Annotated in this window: 15 protein-coding genes and 4 tRNA genes; 10 read left to right on the forward strand and 9 right to left on the reverse strand. The window is 45.3% G+C overall.

The window, feature by feature from the left end:
* Positions 1 to 160 precede the first annotated feature (160 nt).
* Together DVO77_RS08145 and DVO77_RS08150 are read left to right on the forward strand one after the other, a co-directional pair.
* Entirely contained in the window at positions 161 to 901 is a 741-nt protein-coding gene (locus tag DVO77_RS08145) for an SDR family oxidoreductase (RefSeq protein ID WP_119977976.1), read from the forward strand.
* Positions 898 to 1,098: a CPXCG motif-containing cysteine-rich protein gene (locus DVO77_RS08150; RefSeq protein WP_110457704.1), complete on the forward strand. Its 201-nt coding sequence runs from the start codon at positions 898 to 900 to the stop codon at positions 1,096 to 1,098. Before DVO77_RS08145 ends, DVO77_RS08150 begins: the two co-directional genes overlap by 4 nt.
* Positions 1,099 to 1,444: 346 nt before the next feature.
* Here DVO77_RS08150 and DVO77_RS08155 read toward each other — a convergent pair whose 3' ends face one another.
* Positions 1,445 to 2,068 carry a riboflavin synthase subunit alpha gene (locus tag DVO77_RS08155; RefSeq protein WP_119977977.1) on the reverse strand — a complete coding sequence of 208 codons (624 nt, stop codon included), beginning with the start codon at positions 2,066 to 2,068 and terminating at the stop codon, positions 1,445 to 1,447.
* Between the two features lie 29 nt (positions 2,069 to 2,097).
* Between DVO77_RS08155 and DVO77_RS08160 the strand changes: the two genes are divergently transcribed.
* The 6 genes from DVO77_RS08160 to DVO77_RS08185 all read left to right on the forward strand — a co-directional run bounded on the left by DVO77_RS08160 (position 2,098) and on the right by DVO77_RS08185 (position 7,178).
* The gene (locus DVO77_RS08160; RefSeq protein WP_110457706.1) at positions 2,098 to 3,456 is read left to right on the forward strand and encodes an MATE family efflux transporter; all 1,359 of its coding nucleotides are present in this window, start codon (positions 2,098 to 2,100) and stop codon (positions 3,454 to 3,456) included.
* Positions 3,457 to 3,633: 177 nt separating this feature from the next.
* Positions 3,634 to 3,710, forward strand: a tRNA-Val gene (locus tag DVO77_RS08165).
* Between the two features lie 47 nt (positions 3,711 to 3,757).
* Positions 3,758 to 3,834 (forward strand) — tRNA-Met (locus tag DVO77_RS08170).
* Between the two features lie 15 nt (positions 3,835 to 3,849).
* Positions 3,850 to 3,926: transfer RNA gene (locus DVO77_RS08175), tRNA-Val, on the forward strand.
* 47 nt (positions 3,927 to 3,973) lie between these two features.
* Positions 3,974 to 4,050 (forward strand) — tRNA-Met (locus tag DVO77_RS08180).
* Between the two features lie 428 nt (positions 4,051 to 4,478).
* Positions 4,479 to 7,178, forward strand: a complete 2,700-nt coding sequence (locus DVO77_RS08185; protein ID WP_119977978.1) for a bifunctional acetate--CoA ligase family protein/GNAT family N-acetyltransferase — start codon at positions 4,479 to 4,481, stop codon at positions 7,176 to 7,178.
* Positions 7,179 to 7,413: 235 nt separating this feature from the next.
* Here DVO77_RS08185 and DVO77_RS08190 read toward each other — a convergent pair whose 3' ends face one another.
* The 8 genes from DVO77_RS08190 to zwf all read right to left on the reverse strand — a co-directional run bounded on the left by DVO77_RS08190 (position 7,414) and on the right by zwf (position 16,836).
* Positions 7,414 to 8,442 (reverse strand): GGDEF domain-containing protein, encoded by a 1,029-nt coding sequence (locus DVO77_RS08190; protein ID WP_110457708.1) that lies wholly within the window; start codon positions 8,440 to 8,442, stop codon positions 7,414 to 7,416.
* A gap of 129 nt (positions 8,443 to 8,571) precedes the next feature.
* Positions 8,572 to 10,230: a phosphoethanolamine transferase gene (locus DVO77_RS08195; protein WP_119977979.1), complete on the reverse strand. Its 1,659-nt coding sequence runs from the start codon at positions 10,228 to 10,230 to the stop codon at positions 8,572 to 8,574.
* Positions 10,231 to 10,400: 170 nt separating this feature from the next.
* The gene (locus tag DVO77_RS08200; RefSeq protein WP_119977980.1) at positions 10,401 to 10,820 is read right to left on the reverse strand and encodes a MarR family winged helix-turn-helix transcriptional regulator; all 420 of its coding nucleotides are present in this window, start codon (positions 10,818 to 10,820) and stop codon (positions 10,401 to 10,403) included.
* Positions 10,810 to 11,844 (reverse strand): CDF family Co(II)/Ni(II) efflux transporter DmeF, encoded by a 1,035-nt coding sequence (gene dmeF, locus DVO77_RS08205; protein ID WP_119977981.1) that lies wholly within the window; start codon positions 11,842 to 11,844, stop codon positions 10,810 to 10,812. Before dmeF ends, DVO77_RS08200 begins: the two co-directional genes overlap by 11 nt.
* 309 nt (positions 11,845 to 12,153) lie before the next feature.
* Positions 12,154 to 12,795: a bifunctional 4-hydroxy-2-oxoglutarate aldolase/2-dehydro-3-deoxy-phosphogluconate aldolase gene (locus tag DVO77_RS08210; RefSeq protein ID WP_110457711.1), complete on the reverse strand. Its 642-nt coding sequence runs from the start codon at positions 12,793 to 12,795 to the stop codon at positions 12,154 to 12,156.
* A 21-nt stretch (positions 12,796 to 12,816) separates the two neighbouring features.
* Entirely contained in the window at positions 12,817 to 14,643 is a 1,827-nt protein-coding gene (gene edd, locus DVO77_RS08215) for a phosphogluconate dehydratase (RefSeq protein ID WP_119977982.1), read from the reverse strand.
* Between the two features lie 9 nt (positions 14,644 to 14,652).
* On the reverse strand, positions 14,653 to 15,351 hold the full coding sequence (gene pgl / locus DVO77_RS08220; protein WP_110457713.1) for a 6-phosphogluconolactonase: 699 nt from the start codon (positions 15,349 to 15,351) through the stop codon (positions 14,653 to 14,655).
* Between the two features lie 12 nt (positions 15,352 to 15,363).
* A complete protein-coding gene (gene zwf, locus DVO77_RS08225; protein WP_119977983.1) occupies positions 15,364 to 16,836 on the reverse strand; it encodes a glucose-6-phosphate dehydrogenase in 1,473 nt (490 codons plus the stop codon).
* Positions 16,837 to 17,146: 310 nt separating this feature from the next.
* On the opposite strand from zwf, the gene DVO77_RS08230 reads away from it, so the two are divergent.
* Positions 17,147 to 18,001, forward strand: coding sequence for a MurR/RpiR family transcriptional regulator (locus tag DVO77_RS08230; protein ID WP_110457715.1), 855 nt, complete (start codon positions 17,147 to 17,149; stop codon positions 17,999 to 18,001).
* A gap of 182 nt (positions 18,002 to 18,183) precedes the next feature.
* Positions 18,184 to 19,623 carry a pyruvate kinase gene (gene pyk / locus DVO77_RS08235; RefSeq protein ID WP_119977984.1) on the forward strand — a complete coding sequence of 480 codons (1,440 nt, stop codon included), beginning with the start codon at positions 18,184 to 18,186 and terminating at the stop codon, positions 19,621 to 19,623.
* Positions 19,624 to 19,868 lie beyond the last annotated feature (245 nt).

The following is a 19,868-nucleotide window of genomic DNA, read 5'->3' on the forward strand; positions in this document are numbered from 1 at the left end:
AGTAATGCCGCCCCGACGCTACTTATTCTCACTAAAAACCACCAATTCGCGACTTAGACTTAATAGGTAGTCACATTAATCTCATTCACTACTGATCCTAAAGTTCAAGGCTGTTAAGCTTTATTACTGTATTTTATAATAAGCTAGGACGTCATTTAAGATGAATAATTGGGTACTGATTACCGGCGGCGCACAGCGAATTGGCCGTGCAGTCGCACTACATTTACATCAATTGGGCTACAACATCGCACTGCATTACTCACGTTCGAGCTATGATGCAACAGCGGTCTGCGATCAACTTAATGCCACTAGAACAAACTCCTGCCGATTATTCCATGCTGACTTGAGTCAAGCTCAAGAGATAGAGCATCTTATAGACCAAGTTTCACAGCAATGCCCCGCCTTGAAAGTCGTTATCAATAACGCCTCTTTATTCACTGCAGATAACTCGATTGTCGGTCACAGCGCCTTGACTCGCCTATTGTCGGTAAATTTAATGGCGCCCTATCTTATTGTACAAGGGCTAAAGCGCATATTAACGGATAATCAGGGATGTGTGATTAACTTAATTGATATCCACGCAGACAGGCCATTACTAGGCCATGGACTATACTCAATGTCGAAAGCTGCGTTAAAAATGGCGACCTATTCATTAGCGCAAGAACTTGGCGCCAAAGTGCGTGTAAATGGGGTCTCTCCAGGCGCGATACTATGGCCTGAGCAAGCCAATGATGCTGCCCAAGAGCAAGTGCTAAAGCAGATCCCACTGCGGCGCTGTGGCACTGTTGACGACATAGCCCACGCAGTTAACTTTTTAATTGATGCGCACTACATTACTGGTCAAGTGATCGCCGTTGATGGTGGTCGCAGTGCAACAGGTTACCAAGGAGCCGACGGATGAGAATTATAGACAAAGTGATCAGCTGCCCCCATTGCGGTCATCATCAGCATATTAACATCGACATCAGCTGTGGCGATCAAGACTATTACGATGATTGCCGCGTATGCTGTAACCCGATCCATATGCGTACTCACGTTGACGCTGCGCAGCATAGAGTTGAGTTGTATATTGATTCTGATGATGAACAAGTCTATTAACTATTAGGGGACTTGCCAGTATCAGCTCAGGCCTCGCAGCTTGATCATAGTGACTGCGGCAAAATGACTATCAGAGTTACCACTATACTCTCTGGATGAGACTCTAGATGAGTGAATTGATTGGCATGTAACGCTAGACGTTAGGCAAAATGTTGGCGTGCTGCCAGTACTCACCCCCAATGCTCAATACCGAATTACTCAGTTAATTTAACGTATTAGCTTAAGCTCAGTGAGATCACTTCAATGACTTCATATGCGAGACTTCTCCCACGCAAGGAGTTAAATGCCAAAATGTAGGCGCAGCGGCTAGCAAAATGCTGGCCACTGCACGGTTGTAAATGTTGTCCTAGTTGCTCTGCAGTGCAAAACGTTTAGCCAGTACTCGCTCTACTGTATCGACGATCGCTTGCGTTTGACCGTCTATTTCGATATTGAGTCGGTCACCTTGTTTGCATTCACTGAGGTTGGTTAATGCTAAGGTTTCGGGAATGAGATGTAACTTAAAACTGTGCTCAGTCACTTTCCCTACCGTTAGACTACAGCCGTTTACACCGACAAAGCCTTTATAAAGAATATAATTCATCCACTTAGGGGCAACCTCTAACGTGAGGTTAAAATGTTGCTCGGTATGGCTAACCTCAGTAACCAACGCCTGCGTATGAACGTGGCCCGATAGAATATGGCCGCCAATCTCACTACCGAAAGTGAGTGACCGTTCGATATTCACCGGCGAGTCTACGCTTAGATTTACCAGATTCGTAACGTTTAATGTCTCTTCCATTACATCAAAAAACACCCTATCATCAGCAACCTTAGTCACCGTTAGGCACACGCCATTGGTGGCGACGCTCGCCCCAGTCACTAATCCCTGTATAAGATGTGAAGGGAAAGCGATTTCGATCGTATTGAGTCCATTTTTTTTAGTAATTGCCACAACATTGCATGTGGCTTGAACAATACCTGTAAACATATTTTACTCGCTGTATTAAGGCTTTATCCATGAATCAATTCGGCTTTCAAGCCAAAAAGCTCGTTCAATTAGCGCTGCCAGTGCTTATCGCTCAAGTCACTCAAACCATGATGGGCTTTATCGATACTGTAATGGCAGGTCGAGTCAGTGCGGTCGATATGGCCGCGGTCGCTATCGGGGGAAGCCTTTGGTTACCCGCGCTACTATTTGTGCAAGGCCTGTTGATGGCCTTTACCCCGGTATTTGCCCATCACCATGGTGCGAACGATCAAAAAGCGATTCAACCGATTGCGTTTCAGGCCGCCTATATTGCCATAATTGGTAGCCTTGTGGTTATCTCCTTCCTGTTTTTTGCGCCACAGATCTTTAAATGGATGGGCTTAGAGCCTGAACTCGCTGCGTTAAGTGTGGAGTACCTCTATGGGTTTGCATGGGGTGTACCCGCCTTTGTATTGTACCAAGTCCTACGAGGATGCAGCGAAGGGATCTCTTACACATTACCAACGATGGTCATCGGGTTTGTTGGACTCGCGGTCAATATTCCAGCCAACTATATCTTTATCTACGGTCATTTTGGTGTTCCCGCCATGGGCGGCGCTGGCTGTGGTATCGCGACGGCATTAGTATTTTGGGCCATGTTGATTTCGATGACTATTTATATGCAGCTGCATTCACGTTTCAAGCAGCTGGCGCCGTTCAGTGCATTTCACCTACCGAATTGGTCCACCATCTGGACCATGACCAAACATGGTATGCCGATTGCCATGGCGCTGTTCTTCGAGGTCAGCCTGTTTGCCATTATCGCGCTATTACTCGCCCCTATGGGAGCTAACGTCGTTGCTGGCCACCAGATAGCCCTTAACTTTTCATCGATCGTATTCATGTTGCCACTGTCCATTGGTATTGCCGTATCCATTCGGGTGGGTTATTACCTGGGACAAGAAAAAGAGGTCGTTGCCAAACTGGTGACCAAAGTGGGATTACTCATTGCGTTTTCCTTGGCGATGCTCACCGCAATTATCACGGTCGCCTTTAGAACTCAAATTGCACTCCTTTATAACAATAACCCAGAAGTGGTCACGCTTGCTGGTAGCCTGATGTTTTTAGCCGCCTTGTATCAACTCTCTGATTCGGTGCAAGTCGTAGCTGCTGGTGCATTAAGGGGATATAAAGATACCCGCAGTGCGTTTTACATTACATTAGTGTCTTACTGGGCTATCGGCATGGTATTGGGTTATTTGCTTGCCCAAACGGATCATATTGTGCCTGCAATGGGTGCACATGGCTTTTGGATTGGGCTGATTGCTGGCCTGACTTCGGCGGCGCTGCTATTTGCATTACGCCTTAAGTATATCCAAACACACCGCGCAGCCATTAGTCCGTTATAAAAATTGACGGTGCAGTGCCAAGATGATGGCGATAAGGCCATCATCTTGGAGGATAAAACCACAAGTTGCACAGCAAATCACCGCTTAGCTAAAAAATTACTTTTTTTACTTGCAACAACAGTAAGATCCCCCTTAATATAGCGCTCGTTCGATGGCAACAGCCAGACAACAAACGATACAACCGTAGCTCAGTTGGTTAGAGCACTACCTTGACATGGTAGGGGTCGGTGGTTCGAATCCACTCGGTTGTACCACTTCTTTATTGCGGAAGTAAAATAGCAATAAGCACTGAAAATACGGACGCGGGATGGAGCAGTATGGTAGCTCGTCGGGCTCATAACCCGAAGGTCGTCGGTTCAAATCCGGCTCCCGCAACCAATTTTCAATGGCAATACAACCGTAGCTCAGTTGGTTAGAGCACTACCTTGACATGGTAGGGGTCGGTGGTTCGAATCCACTCGGTTGTACCACTTCTTTTACAGTAGAAATAAAACAACTGTAACGCTTAAAATACGGACGCGGGATGGAGCAGTATGGTAGCTCGTCGGGCTCATAACCCGAAGGTCGTCGGTTCAAATCCGGCTCCCGCAACCAATTTTAAAGTGATAAGCCAGCGAAAGCTGGTTTTTTTGTGTCTAAAATGCCCCAATGCCCTCCTCTAATGACTATCTATATCCTATATCACTCAAATACAAACTTATAAGATCTACAGATGATCAACTGCTTGACTAATCGTAGGACGTATCAATTGTAATCTGACAGCATTGCAATCTGCTTGAGTAGCCATTCTGTCAATCTCCCTTGTCTTCTTTATAATTGATTTAACTAGAGTAATGATCAGCATTATTCATCTAATACCCCATTAATAGCATGGCAGCTGACGACAAAAGTCACTCACCTAGCTCACAGCGCCAGCCCCATATTTAACCAACTAACAGTAATACTTATCCTACTAAAATCTTAGAGAAAAAATAATAAATTGAGTTACACTGCTAAGGGATTAGCGGCAATTGGAGCTCAGCATGAGTCAGCGGACATTACACTCTTTATTTAAGCCAAAATCGGTTGCCATTATTGGTGCATCTAATGGAAAAAAACGAGCTGGTAATGTCGTGATGCGCAACCTTTTATCAGGGGGGTTCTCTGGCCCTATCATGCCCGTTACCCCAAAGTATGAAGCCGTGCTCGGTGTGTTAGCTTACCCCAATATCGAATCATTACCCTTAAAGCCCGATCTCGCGATTATCTGCACCGCCGCCGCCCGCGTACCCGCCATTGTTGAGCGACTGGCTCAATTTGGCTGTAAAGTGGCCATAATTAATGCCTCTGGTATGGCGATGCAAAGCGATGATGAAGGCAATAATTTATTGGCGTTAACCCGCCAATACGCAAAGCGCTATGGTATGCGTTTATTGGGTCCAAACAGTTTAGGCATGATACTCCCCAATTTGGGGCTCAATGCCAGCTTAGCCCACACTAGCGCCCTGCCAGGAAAAATCGCCTTTGTGTCACAATCGGCCGCCATTTGTACCACTGTGCTGGACTGGGCTAATAATAAAGGAATTGGTTTTTCCTCTTTTATCTCTTTAGGTGATGCTACCGATATCGACTTTGACGAATTACTGGATTTTCTCGGCCGAGACTCTCGCACCACAGCCATTTTGCTCTATGTCGACTCTATCAACGAGAAGCGCCACTTTTTATCTGCCGCCAGAGCGGCCGCACGTAATAAACCGATTTTAGTGATCAAATCGGGACGGAGCTTAGAAGGCACCACGGCCGCCAAATTACATACGGGTGGTGTTGGGGGGAATGATGCCGTCTATGAGGCCGCTTTTAGACGTGCGGGTATGCTAAGGGTTAATGACCTAATTGAGTTATTTGCCGCCGTTGAAACCCTAGCCCACTCCTCTGCCTTAGAAGGTGAACGTCTCGCCATCATGACTAACGGCGGTGGGCCTGCGGTACTCGCGCTGGATCAGTTGATGTTAAGCGGCGGTAAAGCCGCGCAGCTTGATCAAGCCTGCATCGATGCCCTCAATGCCTTATTACCCAGCACATGGTCAGGACAAAACCCGGTTGATATTGGCGGTGATGCCGATGCAGAACGCTACACGCAATGTTTAAACATCTTAATGAATGCTGATATTGCCGATGCGATTTTAGTGTTGCACTCGCCGTCGGCGCTGGGTGATAGCGTGGAAATTGCCGAGCGTATAGCGACGTTAATCGCCTCTCACCCTAATCGTAATCGCATCAATGTGCTTACCAATTGGAGTGGCGAAGATTCAGCTTATGCTGGACGCAGATGCTTTAACCGCGCGGGGATCCCAACGTACAGAACATCAGAAGGTGCCGTCGGAGCCTTTATGCATATGGTGGAATACCGCCGCAACCAAAAATTATTACAGGAAGTCCCTCAGTCTATCCCCGATAATATTCCTACCGATGCCGAACTGGCGCGGCAACTCTTAGGCCAAGCCTTAGCTAAACACAAAAAAGTGCTCGAGACCCACGAAGCGACGGCGATCATGAGCGCCTATGGCCTTAATACCATCGAAACCCATTTCGCTACTTCGGCCCAGCAGGCTGCTGAACTTGCTGATCAAATAGGCTACCCTGTCGCATTAAAAGTGCAATCACCTGATATTCATCATAAATCAGATGTGCACGGTGTCATACTCAACTTAACGACTCGCAATGAGTTGATGCAAGCAGCCGAGGCCATCATTGGCCGTGTGCATAGCTTAAATCCCGATGCCATTATTGAAGGTATGATAGTGCAAAAAATGGCTCTTACCGCTGGAGCTCAGGAGATCCGGGTGGCGGTCATTAACGACGCTGTGTTTGGTCCGGCAATTTTACTCGGTGAAGGCGGCTCAGAATGGCAACCCAGCACCGATGCCGTAGTTGCCCTGCCCCCGCTGAACATGACCTTAGCACGCTATATGGTGATCCAAGCATTAAAGACCCATAAACTCAAAGACAGACACTTACCCTTGGGGCTCGACATGAATGCCCTGTGCGTGATGTTGACGCAAATTTCTCACCTGATCATCGATTGCCCCGAAATAGCGGGCTTAGATCTCAACCCGGTGCTATGCGCCGGGAAGCAAATCACCCTGCTCGATGTCAACATCCAGCTGCAAGAGGGGGTGATAGATAACAGTAATCGTTTGGCTATCTGTCCATACCCTAAAGAGTTAGAGCAACGCGCTAGATTAAAAAACGGCCTAGAGATCATGCTGCGTCCCATATTGCCAGAAGATGAACCTAAACATCTAGCCTTCGATAATTCCCTTTCTGACGAAGACAGATATAAGCGTTATTTTGGAGTTCGTTCTAAGATGACACACGAAGAGATGGCGGTTTTAACTCAGATCGATTACGCCAGAGAGATGGCGTTTATTGCCACCACCAAAGGCCCTGATGGTGAAGATATCACCTTAGGCGCTGTGCGGGCCTCTATCGATCCTGATAATACCGAAGCCGAGTTTGCTATGGCGGTTCGCAGCGACCATCAGGGGATTGGGTTAGGTAAACTCCTCCTCGAAAAGCTAATTGCCTATTACAAGGCCAATGATACGCAAGTCTTGACCGGGTTTACCATGTTTGAAAATCGCAATATGGCGAGCCTAGCGAAAAGCCTTGGCTTTACCGTAACGTTCGATATGGAGGAACGCTTAATCAAGATGGATATGCAATTAAAACCAAGTGAGTAACTGACTAAGGTAAATCGACAAAGCAGACCAAAGCCACTACGCTAACGACAAAACTCACTACAACAGCTAATAGCTAGGGTCATAAGATGCTGGCGTTAAATAGTGTAACTTAAGTGGAATTAACGTGCCAAGGTTGTGAAATAGCGTCAAGGCTACTATCAATATAAAGCCTAAATAGATGTAAAGCATACCACCTTATAAAGACCTCTGCTTTTAGCCTATCACCTTTAACGACTTAGCCTTTAACACAGTTACGTCCCGCTGATTTGGCCCGATACAGTGACTCATCAGCACGGATAAAATAGCTGTCTCTATCATCACCGCGGCGTAAACTCGCCACCCCAACAGATACCGTGATAGCCCCAAGGGACAGCTTATTATCTTTACCTATGCTCAACCGTCGCTCTGCAATACGGCTTCGCAATAACTCAGCCACCACCATAGCTCCGGCATGATCGGTATCTGGCAGTAACACCACAAACTCTTCGCCACCATAGCGCGCGACAAAATCTTCGCCTCTAACGCCTTGCTTCAGCGCCAGCGCAATATAAGCTAGCACCTTGTCGCCAACTAAATGGCCATGAAGATCATTAAATTGTTTAAAGTTATCGATATCGATAATCAATAAACTGCTATGGGTATTATGTTGTTTAAAATATTGAATATGACTCAGGAGTTCTTCATCGAATGCACGACGATTGTATAAAGAGGTCAGTTGATCCGTCATTGCTACCAGATTTAAGTTTTGCATCTCAGACTTAAGACCAACAATCTCTTGACTCATCATAGATAGACTTTGCTCCATCTGTTGATTACTCAGCACCACACTACTGACTTCTTGAGCTAGTGCATCGATAAGGCCATCCAAGGTTTTTTGATCTGGAGACAGTGATATATCATTACAAAAATCGCTCAGACTCTGGCCAAACTTAGCGGTACCAGCGGTCATCATAGACAACTTTGACATTAAGCTATTAATCAGTAATTGAGTTTCAACCTGGACGGTTTGAATCACTTCCGGTGATTGCTCTTGGATAAATCGGTTATGCAAACTAGCGTTAATGTCTCGGGTAAAGCTTACCTGATTTGAGAGTAATCCATCTATAGCCCGTTTCAAATCAAGGTTAACCCCACGAAAATACTCATACCATACGGCGTAATTATCGGGTGTAACCGGAATATTGAGTTCGGACATGCGGGGAACGGCATGCCTTAAAATTTTAGCTGAAAGCTCCGTTTCAGAAATATGTTGTGCTAAATTCATTCATTATCGCCATTGATTAGTGACTAAAACACAGAGGAAATACTGAATCTTATAAACAACCGACTTAAGTTGGTGAGTAAGATACCTCTACCATAAACAATTATCCGCATTTTAGCAGCAATTTTGTTACTAGTTTGTTGCGCTTAGACTGTTTTTATCTATATCGACTCTGCAACTTGAAAACAGATCCAGAGCAGGAAGGTAAAGGCTAGTAGTCACATTCATTAGCCCGAGTAAGCTCGAAAATAAATTGTCATGAGAAAAGCCTCCTTGGGTTGCAAATTGAGTTAAACAATCGATATTCAATTGATTATCAGCAGCAAAATCAGCCGAAAACCAAGCCAACAAGGGGACTGAAATTTGTTCTTTTGGTGCAAAAGCATAAGGCGTACCGTGCAGGTATAAACCTCGCTCACCTAACGACTCACCATGGTCTGACACATACAATAATGCACTATCGACCTTATGTTGCGTCTCTTTTAGCCGCTCAATAACCTGAGCCAGAATATAATCAGAATACAAAATTGTATTATCATAGGTATTGATTAATTCAGCATCACTGCAATTTTGAATATCACTACGCTGACAATCTGGAATAAAGGTGCGGTGCGCATCGGGATAACGCAAATAATAAGTAGGACCATGAGATCCCATAATATGCAGTACGATAAGTGAGTCTTGGGATACTGGTAACCCTAAGTGTTTATCTAACTCGGCTAATAACACCTCGTCATAGCAATAATGGCCGTCACAAAATGGATTGTCTGCACTCATATCAACCTTAAGATATTCAACCCTGTCGCACACTCCTTTGCAACCACTATCATTATCGAGCCAATTGACCTTAATACCAGCATAGCTGAGCACATCAAGCACGGTATCTTGCGCCTGAGCCTCACGTGCTTTATAGCTTTGCCTGTCCATACTGGAAAACATACAAGGTAGTGACACTGCAGTAGCGGTGCCACAAGAAACCATGTCTTGAAACGCTATAATATCAAAGGGCTGAGTATGTGCATTCGTTGCTCTATGGTAACCATAATAGGCATAATTCATCGAGCGAGCAGTTTCGCCCACCACCAATACCAGCAAGTTAGGTTTTTGGTTAGTACCGGCAGAGATATTTTTGGCATCAATACCCTGTCGCTTATAAACCAAAGGAGTTTGTAAATAATTGCTATTGATATATTTCGCCAAGGAGCCTACGGCATAGATTGGTACTATATAACGCTTGATTTTATCGTTATTTCGACCAAACGTGACATAATGTTGATAATAAAGCATGCCAATTAGGCCAATACCTAGCGCCATTACTAATATAAAAGCCAGCTTGTACAATAATTCGTTGAAGAAAGGTTTATGGGTAATATTCATCCTATAAATCAATAGTGCGGGTAATAGGCCAGTCACAATAACAGCGACCACAGAGTCAAGGTTGAGATAGGTAAACGCCTCACTGCTATTGGTTTGTAAGGTATTTTCAATCATGCCGTAATCAAACACGACACCGTACTCTAACGCGGCAAAAAACAACGTCGATGACAATAAAGTCAACACCATAAAAAACGGTTTAAGTATCCACTTAATACTAAACAGTGAAAAAATAATACTCAGCGAAAATAATAAAAAAAAAGGCAGACTGGCGACAAACAGATAATTGACATCGCCCTGCTGAGCGATACCTTGTCTGACTAATTTAAACAAGGGAATATTAAAAATAGCAACATAAAATAGTGCAATAAGGAAAGTAAACTGGTTGGTACTGAATCTATTATTGAAGAATTTCAAGTATAAGTCCCTATACACTACCTGTATTTACGCTATGAATAGCGCCTCATCAAGGCGCCATCTCAACATAAACCATAGTCTTTATAAGACTTAAACACTACCACAACGCAAATTGCTGGCAACAAATTACTTACATTTGATTCAACACAGCTGACCAGAGCTTATACAGATTAAAATTCGTGGTTCATTCGCTCAAACAAGCCCAATAAACAACGACGCTCATCGTCACTCATTTTCATCGTCAACTGCTTAGTCAATTGATGATGCAATTCATCATGTTGCTGATAAATTACCTCACCAGCTTCGGTTAACGTTACCAATACAGCGCGTCGATCTGTTTGCGGTACTTGCCTCATGACTAAGCCGCTGCGCACCATCTTATCGATCTGCACCGTTAGTGTGCCAGTGGTGATCCCCATTTTTTCAGCTAACTCCTTCATGCGCATTGCTCCGTTAACCCCTAAAATCTCAACCGCATGAATGTGTGATAATGAATGCCCAGTGCCTTTAACTACCGCCAGTTCCCACGAAGAGAGCTTGTCATAAAACTCAATAATTTCATGACTTAATTTACGATGATTAATGTCCATGACCATCTGTCCCTCCCGCTAAAGAATGCGATTCAGCTAAGGTAAACACCTCAATCGTTAAGTGATCGATCCGTTTAAATGAGGCTAGCTTTTGCCTAAAATACTCCACCTCTTTGGGATGTGGGCTAACGATTGAGACCATAGCTGCGTGATGGTTGGCACTCACGGGCCAAACGTGAATGTCGCTTACTCGGTGTTGCTCTTCTTGCTCTACAGCATCAACCATTTGCTGTAAATAGGCTTCATCAATACTGGCATCGAGTAAAATGGGCGCTGTTTGCTTGACTAACCCCCAGGCCCAAAAACTAATAATGACCGCGCCAACAATGCCCATAGCTGGGTCTAACCACTGCCAACCCAAGAACTTGGCAAATAACAGCGCGCCGATGGCCAAAAGTGAAGTAAGCGCATCGGCCATCACATGGAAATAGGCTGCACGCAAGTTATGATCATGCGCTTTACTTTGTCCCTCGCCGTGATGATGTTTGCTTGCTTGATGTTCATGTTCATCAATATGGTGAGTATGTTGATGTCCATGATGATGGTTATGTCCGTGATGATCGTGACTGTGATGATCTTTAAGTAAAAACGCTGAGATCACATTAACGGTTAAGCCAATTAAAGCCACAAATATGGCTTCATTAAAATGGATCTGCTCAGGGTTAAGCAAGCGACTAACCGATTCGACCACCATGAGTAATGCTACCAACCCTAGCGCTATGGCACTGGTAAATCCACCGAGTACCCCAACCTTGCCTGTACCAAAAGCATATTTAGGATCGTCTGCGTATTTTCGGGCATAGTAATAAGCAAATAAGGTGATCATAAACGCCGCCGCATGAGTGCCCATGTGCCACCCATCAGCCAATAACGCCATTGAGCCATATACTGTGCCCGCGACAATTTCTGCCACCATGGTCACTAGCGTTAAATACAAGACATAACGGGTATTGCGCTCACCATCGGTGTTTAAACGCACAAATTGGTGGGTATGTTGCCAAGGCTTGGCATTATGATTCGCCATAAATAAATCTCTCAAAAAGTGACTGACAAATAGTATGTCTTCCGAATATTTTGATTATCAAACTAAATCCATAGCAAGACAAGTCTACCAGTGAGATTTACATTGCCAATCAAAGTAAATTATTGCATGTAAATACTTGGGTTTCGGTTAAGGGGTATGTCATGCAAAAGACGACACCATTATGAGGATCTCACCTCTGGTCTATCAGGGCTGTTGGGGCGTAACCTATTTACCCATAAAAAAAACCTCTGCTATTGCAGAGGTTTTTTATGGGTCTTAATACTGAGCGTCAAACTACGCTCAACTTAATTAAATGCCGCTTATCGCTTCTTTACACAATTGAGTAATACGTTCCCAGTCCCCCTGCTCCATTGCATCGGTTGGCGCAATCCAGCTGCCACCGATACAATCAACATTATCCAATGCCAAATAATCTTTATAGCTGCTAGGAGTGATCCCCCCCGTTGGGCAAAAACGAATATTACTCAATGGACCAGAAAAGGCTTTTAACGCATTAACCCCACCAGAGGCCTCAGCCGGAAAAAACTTAAAGTTGGTGTATCCCAGCGCCATGCCTTCCATCACTTCAGAGATACTGGCAACACCAGGGATCAAGGGCACAGTCCCTTCCATCGCAGCTTTAAGCAACTCAGTGGTGGCACCAGGGGTGATCACAAACTGTGCCCCAGCATCTACCGCTTGCTTTAACTGCTCTTTATTTAATATCGTACCTGCCCCCACCAGCGCTTCGGGGACTTCTTTGGCTATTTTAGTGATCGCTTCTAATGCACAAGGTGTACGCAATGTCACTTCTAATACACTGATCCCCCCTGCCACCAGCGCCCGTGCTAAGGGCACTGCATCTTCAATCTTATTAATCACCATTACAGGAACGATTGGGCTACGTTTAAAAATATCTTGCGGTTGTATTGACCAGTTATTCTCAGCCATTGCTTTAGTCTTCCTCAATGATTAATAATTTTCGTCAATGGTCGTGGTGCAACGCGCACCCGTCTCAGGACTACTTAAGTTTGAACGCAGTGCCGAGAACAGTTCTCGTCCCATGCCGTAACTGTTGCTGCGTAAATTAACTTTCTCAGCCTCACGGGTCGACAACACGGTTTCATTTACCAACAAGGTCAGTTCACCGCTGTTGGCATCGACGCGAATTAAATCGCCATTCTCAACTTTAGCAATCATGCCACCATCTAAGGCTTCAGGGGTCAAATGAATAGCAGCAGGCACTTTACCCGATGCGCCAGACATGCGCCCATCGGTCAACAAAGCAACCTTAAAGCCTTTATCTTGCAGCGTGCCTAAAATAGGCGTCAGCTTATGCAACTCAGGCATGCCTATCGCCTTAGGACCTTGCCCCTTAACGACGACAACGCAATCTTTATCGAGCTCACCGGCTTTAAATAAGGCTTCTAACTTATTTTGATCGTCTATGACAATTGCAGGGGCTTCTACCACACGATGCGAGGGTGATACCGCCGAGACTTTTATCACCGCACGACCTAGATTGCCCTTAAGCAGTTTTAAGCCACCATTGGCTTGGAAAGGCTGTGCCACTTTCGTCAGCACCTCAGGATCTAATGACTCACTTGGTCCCTCGACCCAAATCAGTTCATTATCAATCAGTTTAGGCTCTTGGGTGTAACGACGCAGACCAAAACCCGCTACCGTATTAACCTCTTCGTGCAGTAGGCCTGCATCGAGTAGTTCTTTAATCAATAACGCCATGCCGCCTGCGGCGTGGAAATGGTTAATATCAGCATGACCATTTGGATAGACACGTGCTAACAACGGTACGGCATCGGACAACTCAGAAAAATCATCCCAATTAACAATAATACCGGCAGCACGAGCAGCAGCCACAATATGCATGGTTAAATTGGTTGAGCCACCTGTAGCAAGTAAAGCAACAATACCGTTAACTACCGATTTTTCGTTCACCACTTCACCGATAGGCGTATACTGTGTGCCCATCTCAGTGAGACGACAAACCTGCTTAGCCGCCATCTTGTTTAAGGCTTCACGCAGTGGATCGTCTGGATTAACAAACGAAGACCCCGGTAATTGCAGCCCCATCACCTCAAGCATCAACTGATTACTGTTAGCCGTACCGTAAAAGGTACAAGTGCCGGCGCTGTGATAAGACTTTGACTCGGCTTCTAACAGCGCCGCTCTGTCGACTTGACCTTGGGCAAACTGCTGACGAATACGCGCTTTCTCTTTATTTGGGATCCCCGACTTCATCGGGCCAGCGGGCACAAACAGCATAGGCAAGTGACCAAAACTCAAGGCACCTATGAGCAACCCAGGTACGATTTTGTCACAAATACCCAGTAATAATGCCCCATCAAACATGTTATGTGACAAACCCACGGCGGTAGCCATCGCGATCACTTCGCGGCTCAGCAAGCTCAGTTCCATACCAGGTTGACCTTGGGTAACCCCGTCACACATGGCGGGGACGCCACCGGCCACTTGCGCCACACTGCCCACTTCTTGGCAGGCGGCTTTTAGCAACTGTGGATAATGCTCATAAGGCTGATGCGCCGACAGCATGTCATTAAAGGCAGTAACAATGCCGATGTTGGCTTTAGTCAATGCCTTAATAGCACTCTTATCGGCGGGGCTACAGGCTGCAAAGCCGTGGGCTAAATTACCACAACTTAAACTGCTGCGATGCACGCCATTAATTTTAGCCTCATTGAGGGCGGCTAAATACTGGGCACGAGAATGCTGGCTTCGGGCGATAATTCTATCGGTAACTGACTGGACTACTGCATGCATAATAACTCCTTAGGCGCTCCAATAGACATCGACTGGCGTGCTATGCTGGCCTAATACGGCGCGGATAGGCATCGCTTTTTCGTCTTCATTTTCGAGCGCTTGGCGGTAAACGGCTAACTTTTGTTCACCGACAATATGTAAATAAATTTGACGGCTAGCTAACACCGCCTTTTTAGACAAGGTCATGCGTCCGTGAGGCGCAGCACCAGGATTGACCGCTAAACAGAGGGCTTGCGTGGTTAATGCCTGCTCGATTTCAGGGGCGCAAGGAAACCATGAACAAGTATGACCATCGTTACCCATGCCCAATACCACGACATCAAACGGCTTGGGGAAATTAGCCAGATGTTCAATCGTCATATCAACGCCGGCTTCTGGGGTCGCGAACATATTTTTTAACCCACGAAATTTAGCCGCTGCCGCGCGGTGCTGTAACAGATGTTGTCTCACTAGCTTTTCATTAGAGTCATCTGATTCGGTATCGACCCAACGCTCATCGGCCAAGGTGATGTAAACATCGCCCCATTCGATAGCCTTATGGCTCAATAACTCAAATAATGCTATGGGTGTCGAGCCACCGGAAACCACAAGGCTTGCCTTGCCGCGCACATCTATTGCCGCTTGTAATTGATTGGCAATACGCTCAGCTAGTTGATGTTCCAGCGCGGTTTTATTATCAAACGACTTAAACACTGATTCTTTAATCATGACAACTCCTTCCTATTCGTCCCATGAACGGCCGTCTTTGGCGATTAACGCCACCGACGCTACAGGGCCCCAACTTCCTGCTGGATAGGGCTTAGGCCTTTCATTACTCTCTTCCCACGCTTGAATAATGCCATCGACCCATTTCCACGCTTGCTCTACTTCATCGCGGCGCACAAATAACGCTTGATTACCTAACATAGCCTCGAGTAATAAACGTTCGTAGGCATCGGCAATGCGGTCGTTTTTAAAGGTATCTGAAAAGCTTAAATCCAGCTTGGTGGTTTGCAATCGCTGTTTCTGCTCAAGACCTGGCACTTTATTCATCATCTGAATTTCGACCCCTTCATGGGGTTGCAAGCGAATGGTTAATTTATTGGCAGGTAGATTACGATAACTAGAACGATATAAGTTATGAGGTGGGTTCTTGAAATAGACAACAATTTCTGAACTCTTAGTGGGCATACGCTTACCACTGCGTAAATAAAATGGCACGCCAGCCCAACGCCAATTGTCGATGTCGACTCTGAGTGCCACAAAGGTTTCTGCATAAGACAGGGTGTTGGCGCCCTCTTCTTCTAAATAACCCGGTACGGGTGTGCCTTTTAAAAAGCCAGCAGAATATTGACCACGAACGGTATTTTCATAAATATTATCGGCGTCGATTTTTCTTAATGACTTAAGCACCTTCACTTTTTCATCACGAATACTGTCGGCATCTAAGTTAACCGGTGGATCCATTGCCACTAAGGTGAGTACCTGTAACAAGTGGTTTTGGATCATGTCGCGCATTTGGCCAGCTTTGTCGAAATACCCCCAACGGCCTTCAATGCCCACCTCTTCTGCAACCGTGATTTGTACATGGTCAATAGTACGGTTATCCCATTTAGAGGCAAATAACGAGTTTGCAAAGCGCAGTGCAATCAGGTTTTGTACAGTCTCTTTACCTAAGTAATGGTCAATACGGTACACCTGATTTTCATTGAAATAAGCACTGACCTGATCGTTTATCACCCTAGATGATTCGAGATCCGAACCAATCGGCTTTTCAAGTACCACTCGGGTATCAGGGAAAATCAGGTTTTGTTCATGCAGACAACGACAGATGTCGCCAAAAATGGCGGGAGGAGTGGCAAAATAATTAACCATGACGCGCTTTTCTGGCTCTAATACGTCATGAAAAGCCGCGTAACCTTCTGGCTCAGTAAAATTGGTGGCGATATAAATGCAGCGTTTAAGGAAACGAGCTAAAGTTTGTTCACATAATGTTTCTTTAACAAAGCTAGTTAAAGCGGTGTTAACTAACTCTTGGTATTGTTCTTGAGTAAATTCATCTTTGGCAACCCCAAGAATTTTGGTCTCTTTATTGAGTAGACCGGCCTTATCAAGCTGGTATAAAGAGGGCAATAACTTACGCCTTGCTAAATCGCCTTTGGTTCCAAACAATACAAAATCACAAGCTTTGGCTTCTGCTGATGTCATGCCCATAGCTTAAAAGTCTCCTATACCACAGTGGCCCATCGCATCGATGAGAAATTCACACATTTGTTGTAATATAACAACAGAATTCATTGAATGCATCTAAATTTTACAAAAAATGACCTATCAGTAAACTAGTAACAAGACGACAAAATCTGATATGCTTTTCTCAATTAACTGTCTCTATATAGTAGCAAGTTTGCTGTGTAGTCAGATTATAGTTCGATATATAAAGCCAGACTTTAGCACTTTTTGTTTGTTTCTATAATGACATAAAAGAATAAATATAATTACATTACTATCGAGTGGATGTACGCATATGAATACCCTAGAAAAGGTTCAAAAAAGCCTAACTCATTTCAGTAAATCGGAACGTAAAGTCGCTGAGGTCATTTTAGCGTCACCACAAACCGCTATCCACTCCAGCATTGCGACATTGGCTAAAATGGCCGATGTGAGCGAACCCACAGTCAACAGGTTCTGCAGACGTTTGGATACTAAGGGATTTCCTGATTTTAAGCTGCACTTAGCACAAAGTTTAGCTAATGGCACGCCCTATGTCAGCCGCCACGTAGAAGAAGATGATAGTCCCGATTCTTACACCACCAAAATTTTTGAGTCATCAATGGCTGCGCTCGATACCGCTAGACAAAGCATGGATACTGCCGCCATCAATAAAGCTGTGGATATCCTTACTCAAGCAAAAAAAATCTCATTTTTTGGTTTAGGAGCATCGGCCTCTGTGGCACATGATGCACAAAATAAGTTCTTTCGTTTCAATGTGCCCGTCATCAGTTTTGATGATGTGTTAATGCAACGTATGAGCTGTATTAATAGTACCGAAGGTGACGTGGTGGTCCTTATCTCACACACAGGGCGTACAAAATCCTTGATCGACATTGCCCGTTTAGCGCGGGAAAATGGCGCTGCAGTCATTGCTATCACCTCGCGTAACTCTCCCTTGTCGAGTGAATGTACTTTACCCGTGACAATGGAAGTACCAGAAGACACTGATATGTATTTACCCATGGCCTCTCGCTTAGCTCAATTAGTCATTATTGACGTGTTAGCCACCGGCTTTACCCTACGCCGCGGCCCTCGTTTTAGAGAGAGTTTAAAGCGGGTTAAAGAGGTGTTGAAAGAGTCGCGTATTGAGAAAGATCCTATACTCTAAGCAGCCTAGAGAGGGATGAAAGGCGAGTTGGTTTATCCAAATCGCCTTTTTTTTACCTTTTAGCGGCTGTGGCTCACAAAATTAATAACTTGAGGTAGATCATTTTGTTTGTAATTTTCCTACAAAACTGAAGTTTGTCTGTTAATATAGAGTAAGATTTTTTAACTTTAACGGAGTATCTCATGTTCCGCAGAACCAAAATTGTAACGACACTCGGTCCAGCCACCGATCGCGATGACAATCTACGTCGTATCATTAAAGCTGGTGCAAACGTTGTTCGCCTAAATTTCTCCCACGGCTCACCCGAAGATCACCTTAAGCGCGCCACAGATGTGCGTAATATCGCCAAAGAACTGGGTGTTCATGTGGCTATATTAGGGGACCTACAAGGGCCAAAAATCCGTGTATCCACGTTTAAAGATAATAAGAAGGTGCAACTTGACCTTGGTAAATCTTTTGTCCTAGATGCCGATTTAGCCAAAGGCGAAGGCGATGAGCACCAAGTCGGTATCGACTACAAAGAGCTCCCTAAAGATGTCACCATTGGCGATATCTTGATGCTCGATGACGGACGAGTGCAACTTAGAGTTGAAAAAGTTGAAGGCAACAAGGTGCACACCACTGTGACAGTTGCTGGCCCATTATCTAATAACAAGGGCATCAACAAAAAAGGCGGCGGGCTTTCAGCTGCTGCGCTAACAGAAAAAGATAAACAAGATATTATTACCGCAGCCGCGATTAAAGTCGATTATCTCGCAGTGTCATTCCCACGCTGCGGCGCTGACTTAAATTATGCCCGAGAATTGGCACGTAAAGCTGGCAGTAATGCATTAATTGTCTCTAAAGTTGAACGCGCCGAAGCCGTTGCGACCGATGAAGCGATGGATGATGTGATTTTAGCATCCGATGCTGTGATGGTTGCTCGTGGTGACTTAGGCGTCGAAATTGGCGATGCGGCGCTGGTTGCCGTACAAAAGAAACTCATTAGCCGCTCTCGTCAACTCAATAAGAGCGTGATCACCGCGACCCAGATGATGGAGTCGATGATCACCAGTCCAATGCCAACTCGCGCCGAAGTGATGGATGTGGCGAATGCTGTGCTTGATGGTACCGATGCCGTGATGCTTTCTGCCGAAACGGCGGCCGGTGACTTTCCGGAGGAAACGGTATTGGCTATGGCTAATGTCTGCCTTGGCGCCGAAGCTCACCCAAGCGTGCAAGTATCAAAACATCGTTTAGATGAACGCTTTACGTCAGTAGAAGAAACCATCGCACTGTCTACAATGTATGCGGCCAACCATCTAGAGGGCGTTAAAGCCATTGTCGCATTAACCGAATCAGGTGCCACACCACAATTGATGTCACGTATCAGCTCTGCGCTGCCTATTTTTGCCTTATCGCGTCACGATGTGACATTGGCCAAAATGGCACTGTATCGCGGAGTACACCCTTTCTACTTTGATTCTACCGCTCATGCTGCCGATGAACTGGCCAAGAAAGCATTAGAGGCGCTGCAATCAGCGGGTTACCTCGACAGTGGTGATATGGTGCTGATGACCAAAGGTGACGCCATGGAAACCATTGGCGGTACCAATACCTGTAAAGTACTTATCGTGGCGTAATGATGATACTTTCATCCTCATCGAGATAGCGCCATCGAGCTAAAACGGTTAGGTATAAAAAAAGGTACGCATTGCGTACCTTTTTTCTATCTGTTGCTTGCAGGTTAAGTCAATCATTTCAAGCTAAGCTCACTTCCCCTTATTGACCCATCTAAACCATTCACTGTTAAATAACATAGTCCAAATAGCTCACGATAAGCGACTTGGCCTTAATTAGTCAGGCCAGATAGCAAAGTGATTAGCTC

It is taken from the genome of Shewanella algidipiscicola (assembly GCF_003605125.1).
Lineage (GTDB): Bacteria > Pseudomonadota > Gammaproteobacteria > Enterobacterales > Shewanellaceae > Shewanella > Shewanella algidipiscicola.

Bases quoted from the DNA above. Each gene is read 5' to 3' on its own strand.
- pgl (WP_110457713.1), bottom strand. From the start codon at position 15,351: ATGATTAAAGAATCAGTGTTTAAGTCGTTTGATAATAAAACCGCGCTG.
- DVO77_RS08155 (WP_119977977.1), bottom strand. From the start codon at position 2,068: ATGTTTACAGGTATTGTTCAAGCCACATGCAATGTTGTGGCAATTACT.
- zwf (WP_119977983.1), bottom strand. From the start codon at position 16,836: ATGGGCATGACATCAGCAGAAGCCAAAGCTTGTGATTTTGTATTGTTT.
- dmeF (WP_119977981.1), bottom strand. From the start codon at position 11,844: ATGGCGAATCATAATGCCAAGCCTTGGCAACATACCCACCAATTTGTG.
- DVO77_RS08185 (WP_119977978.1), top strand. From the start codon at position 4,479: ATGAGTCAGCGGACATTACACTCTTTATTTAAGCCAAAATCGGTTGCC.
- DVO77_RS08200 (WP_119977980.1), bottom strand. From the start codon at position 10,820: ATGGACATTAATCATCGTAAATTAAGTCATGAAATTATTGAGTTTTAT.
- DVO77_RS08160 (WP_110457706.1), top strand. From the start codon at position 2,098: ATGAATCAATTCGGCTTTCAAGCCAAAAAGCTCGTTCAATTAGCGCTG.
- DVO77_RS08150 (WP_110457704.1), top strand. From the start codon at position 898: ATGAGAATTATAGACAAAGTGATCAGCTGCCCCCATTGCGGTCATCAT.
- edd (WP_119977982.1), bottom strand. From the start codon at position 14,643: ATGCATGCAGTAGTCCAGTCAGTTACCGATAGAATTATCGCCCGAAGC.
- DVO77_RS08145 (WP_119977976.1), top strand. From the start codon at position 161: ATGAATAATTGGGTACTGATTACCGGCGGCGCACAGCGAATTGGCCGT.
- pyk (WP_119977984.1), top strand. From the start codon at position 18,184: ATGTTCCGCAGAACCAAAATTGTAACGACACTCGGTCCAGCCACCGAT.
- DVO77_RS08230 (WP_110457715.1), top strand. From the start codon at position 17,147: ATGAATACCCTAGAAAAGGTTCAAAAAAGCCTAACTCATTTCAGTAAA.
- DVO77_RS08190 (WP_110457708.1), bottom strand. From the start codon at position 8,442: ATGAATTTAGCACAACATATTTCTGAAACGGAGCTTTCAGCTAAAATT.
- DVO77_RS08210 (WP_110457711.1), bottom strand. From the start codon at position 12,795: ATGGCTGAGAATAACTGGTCAATACAACCGCAAGATATTTTTAAACGT.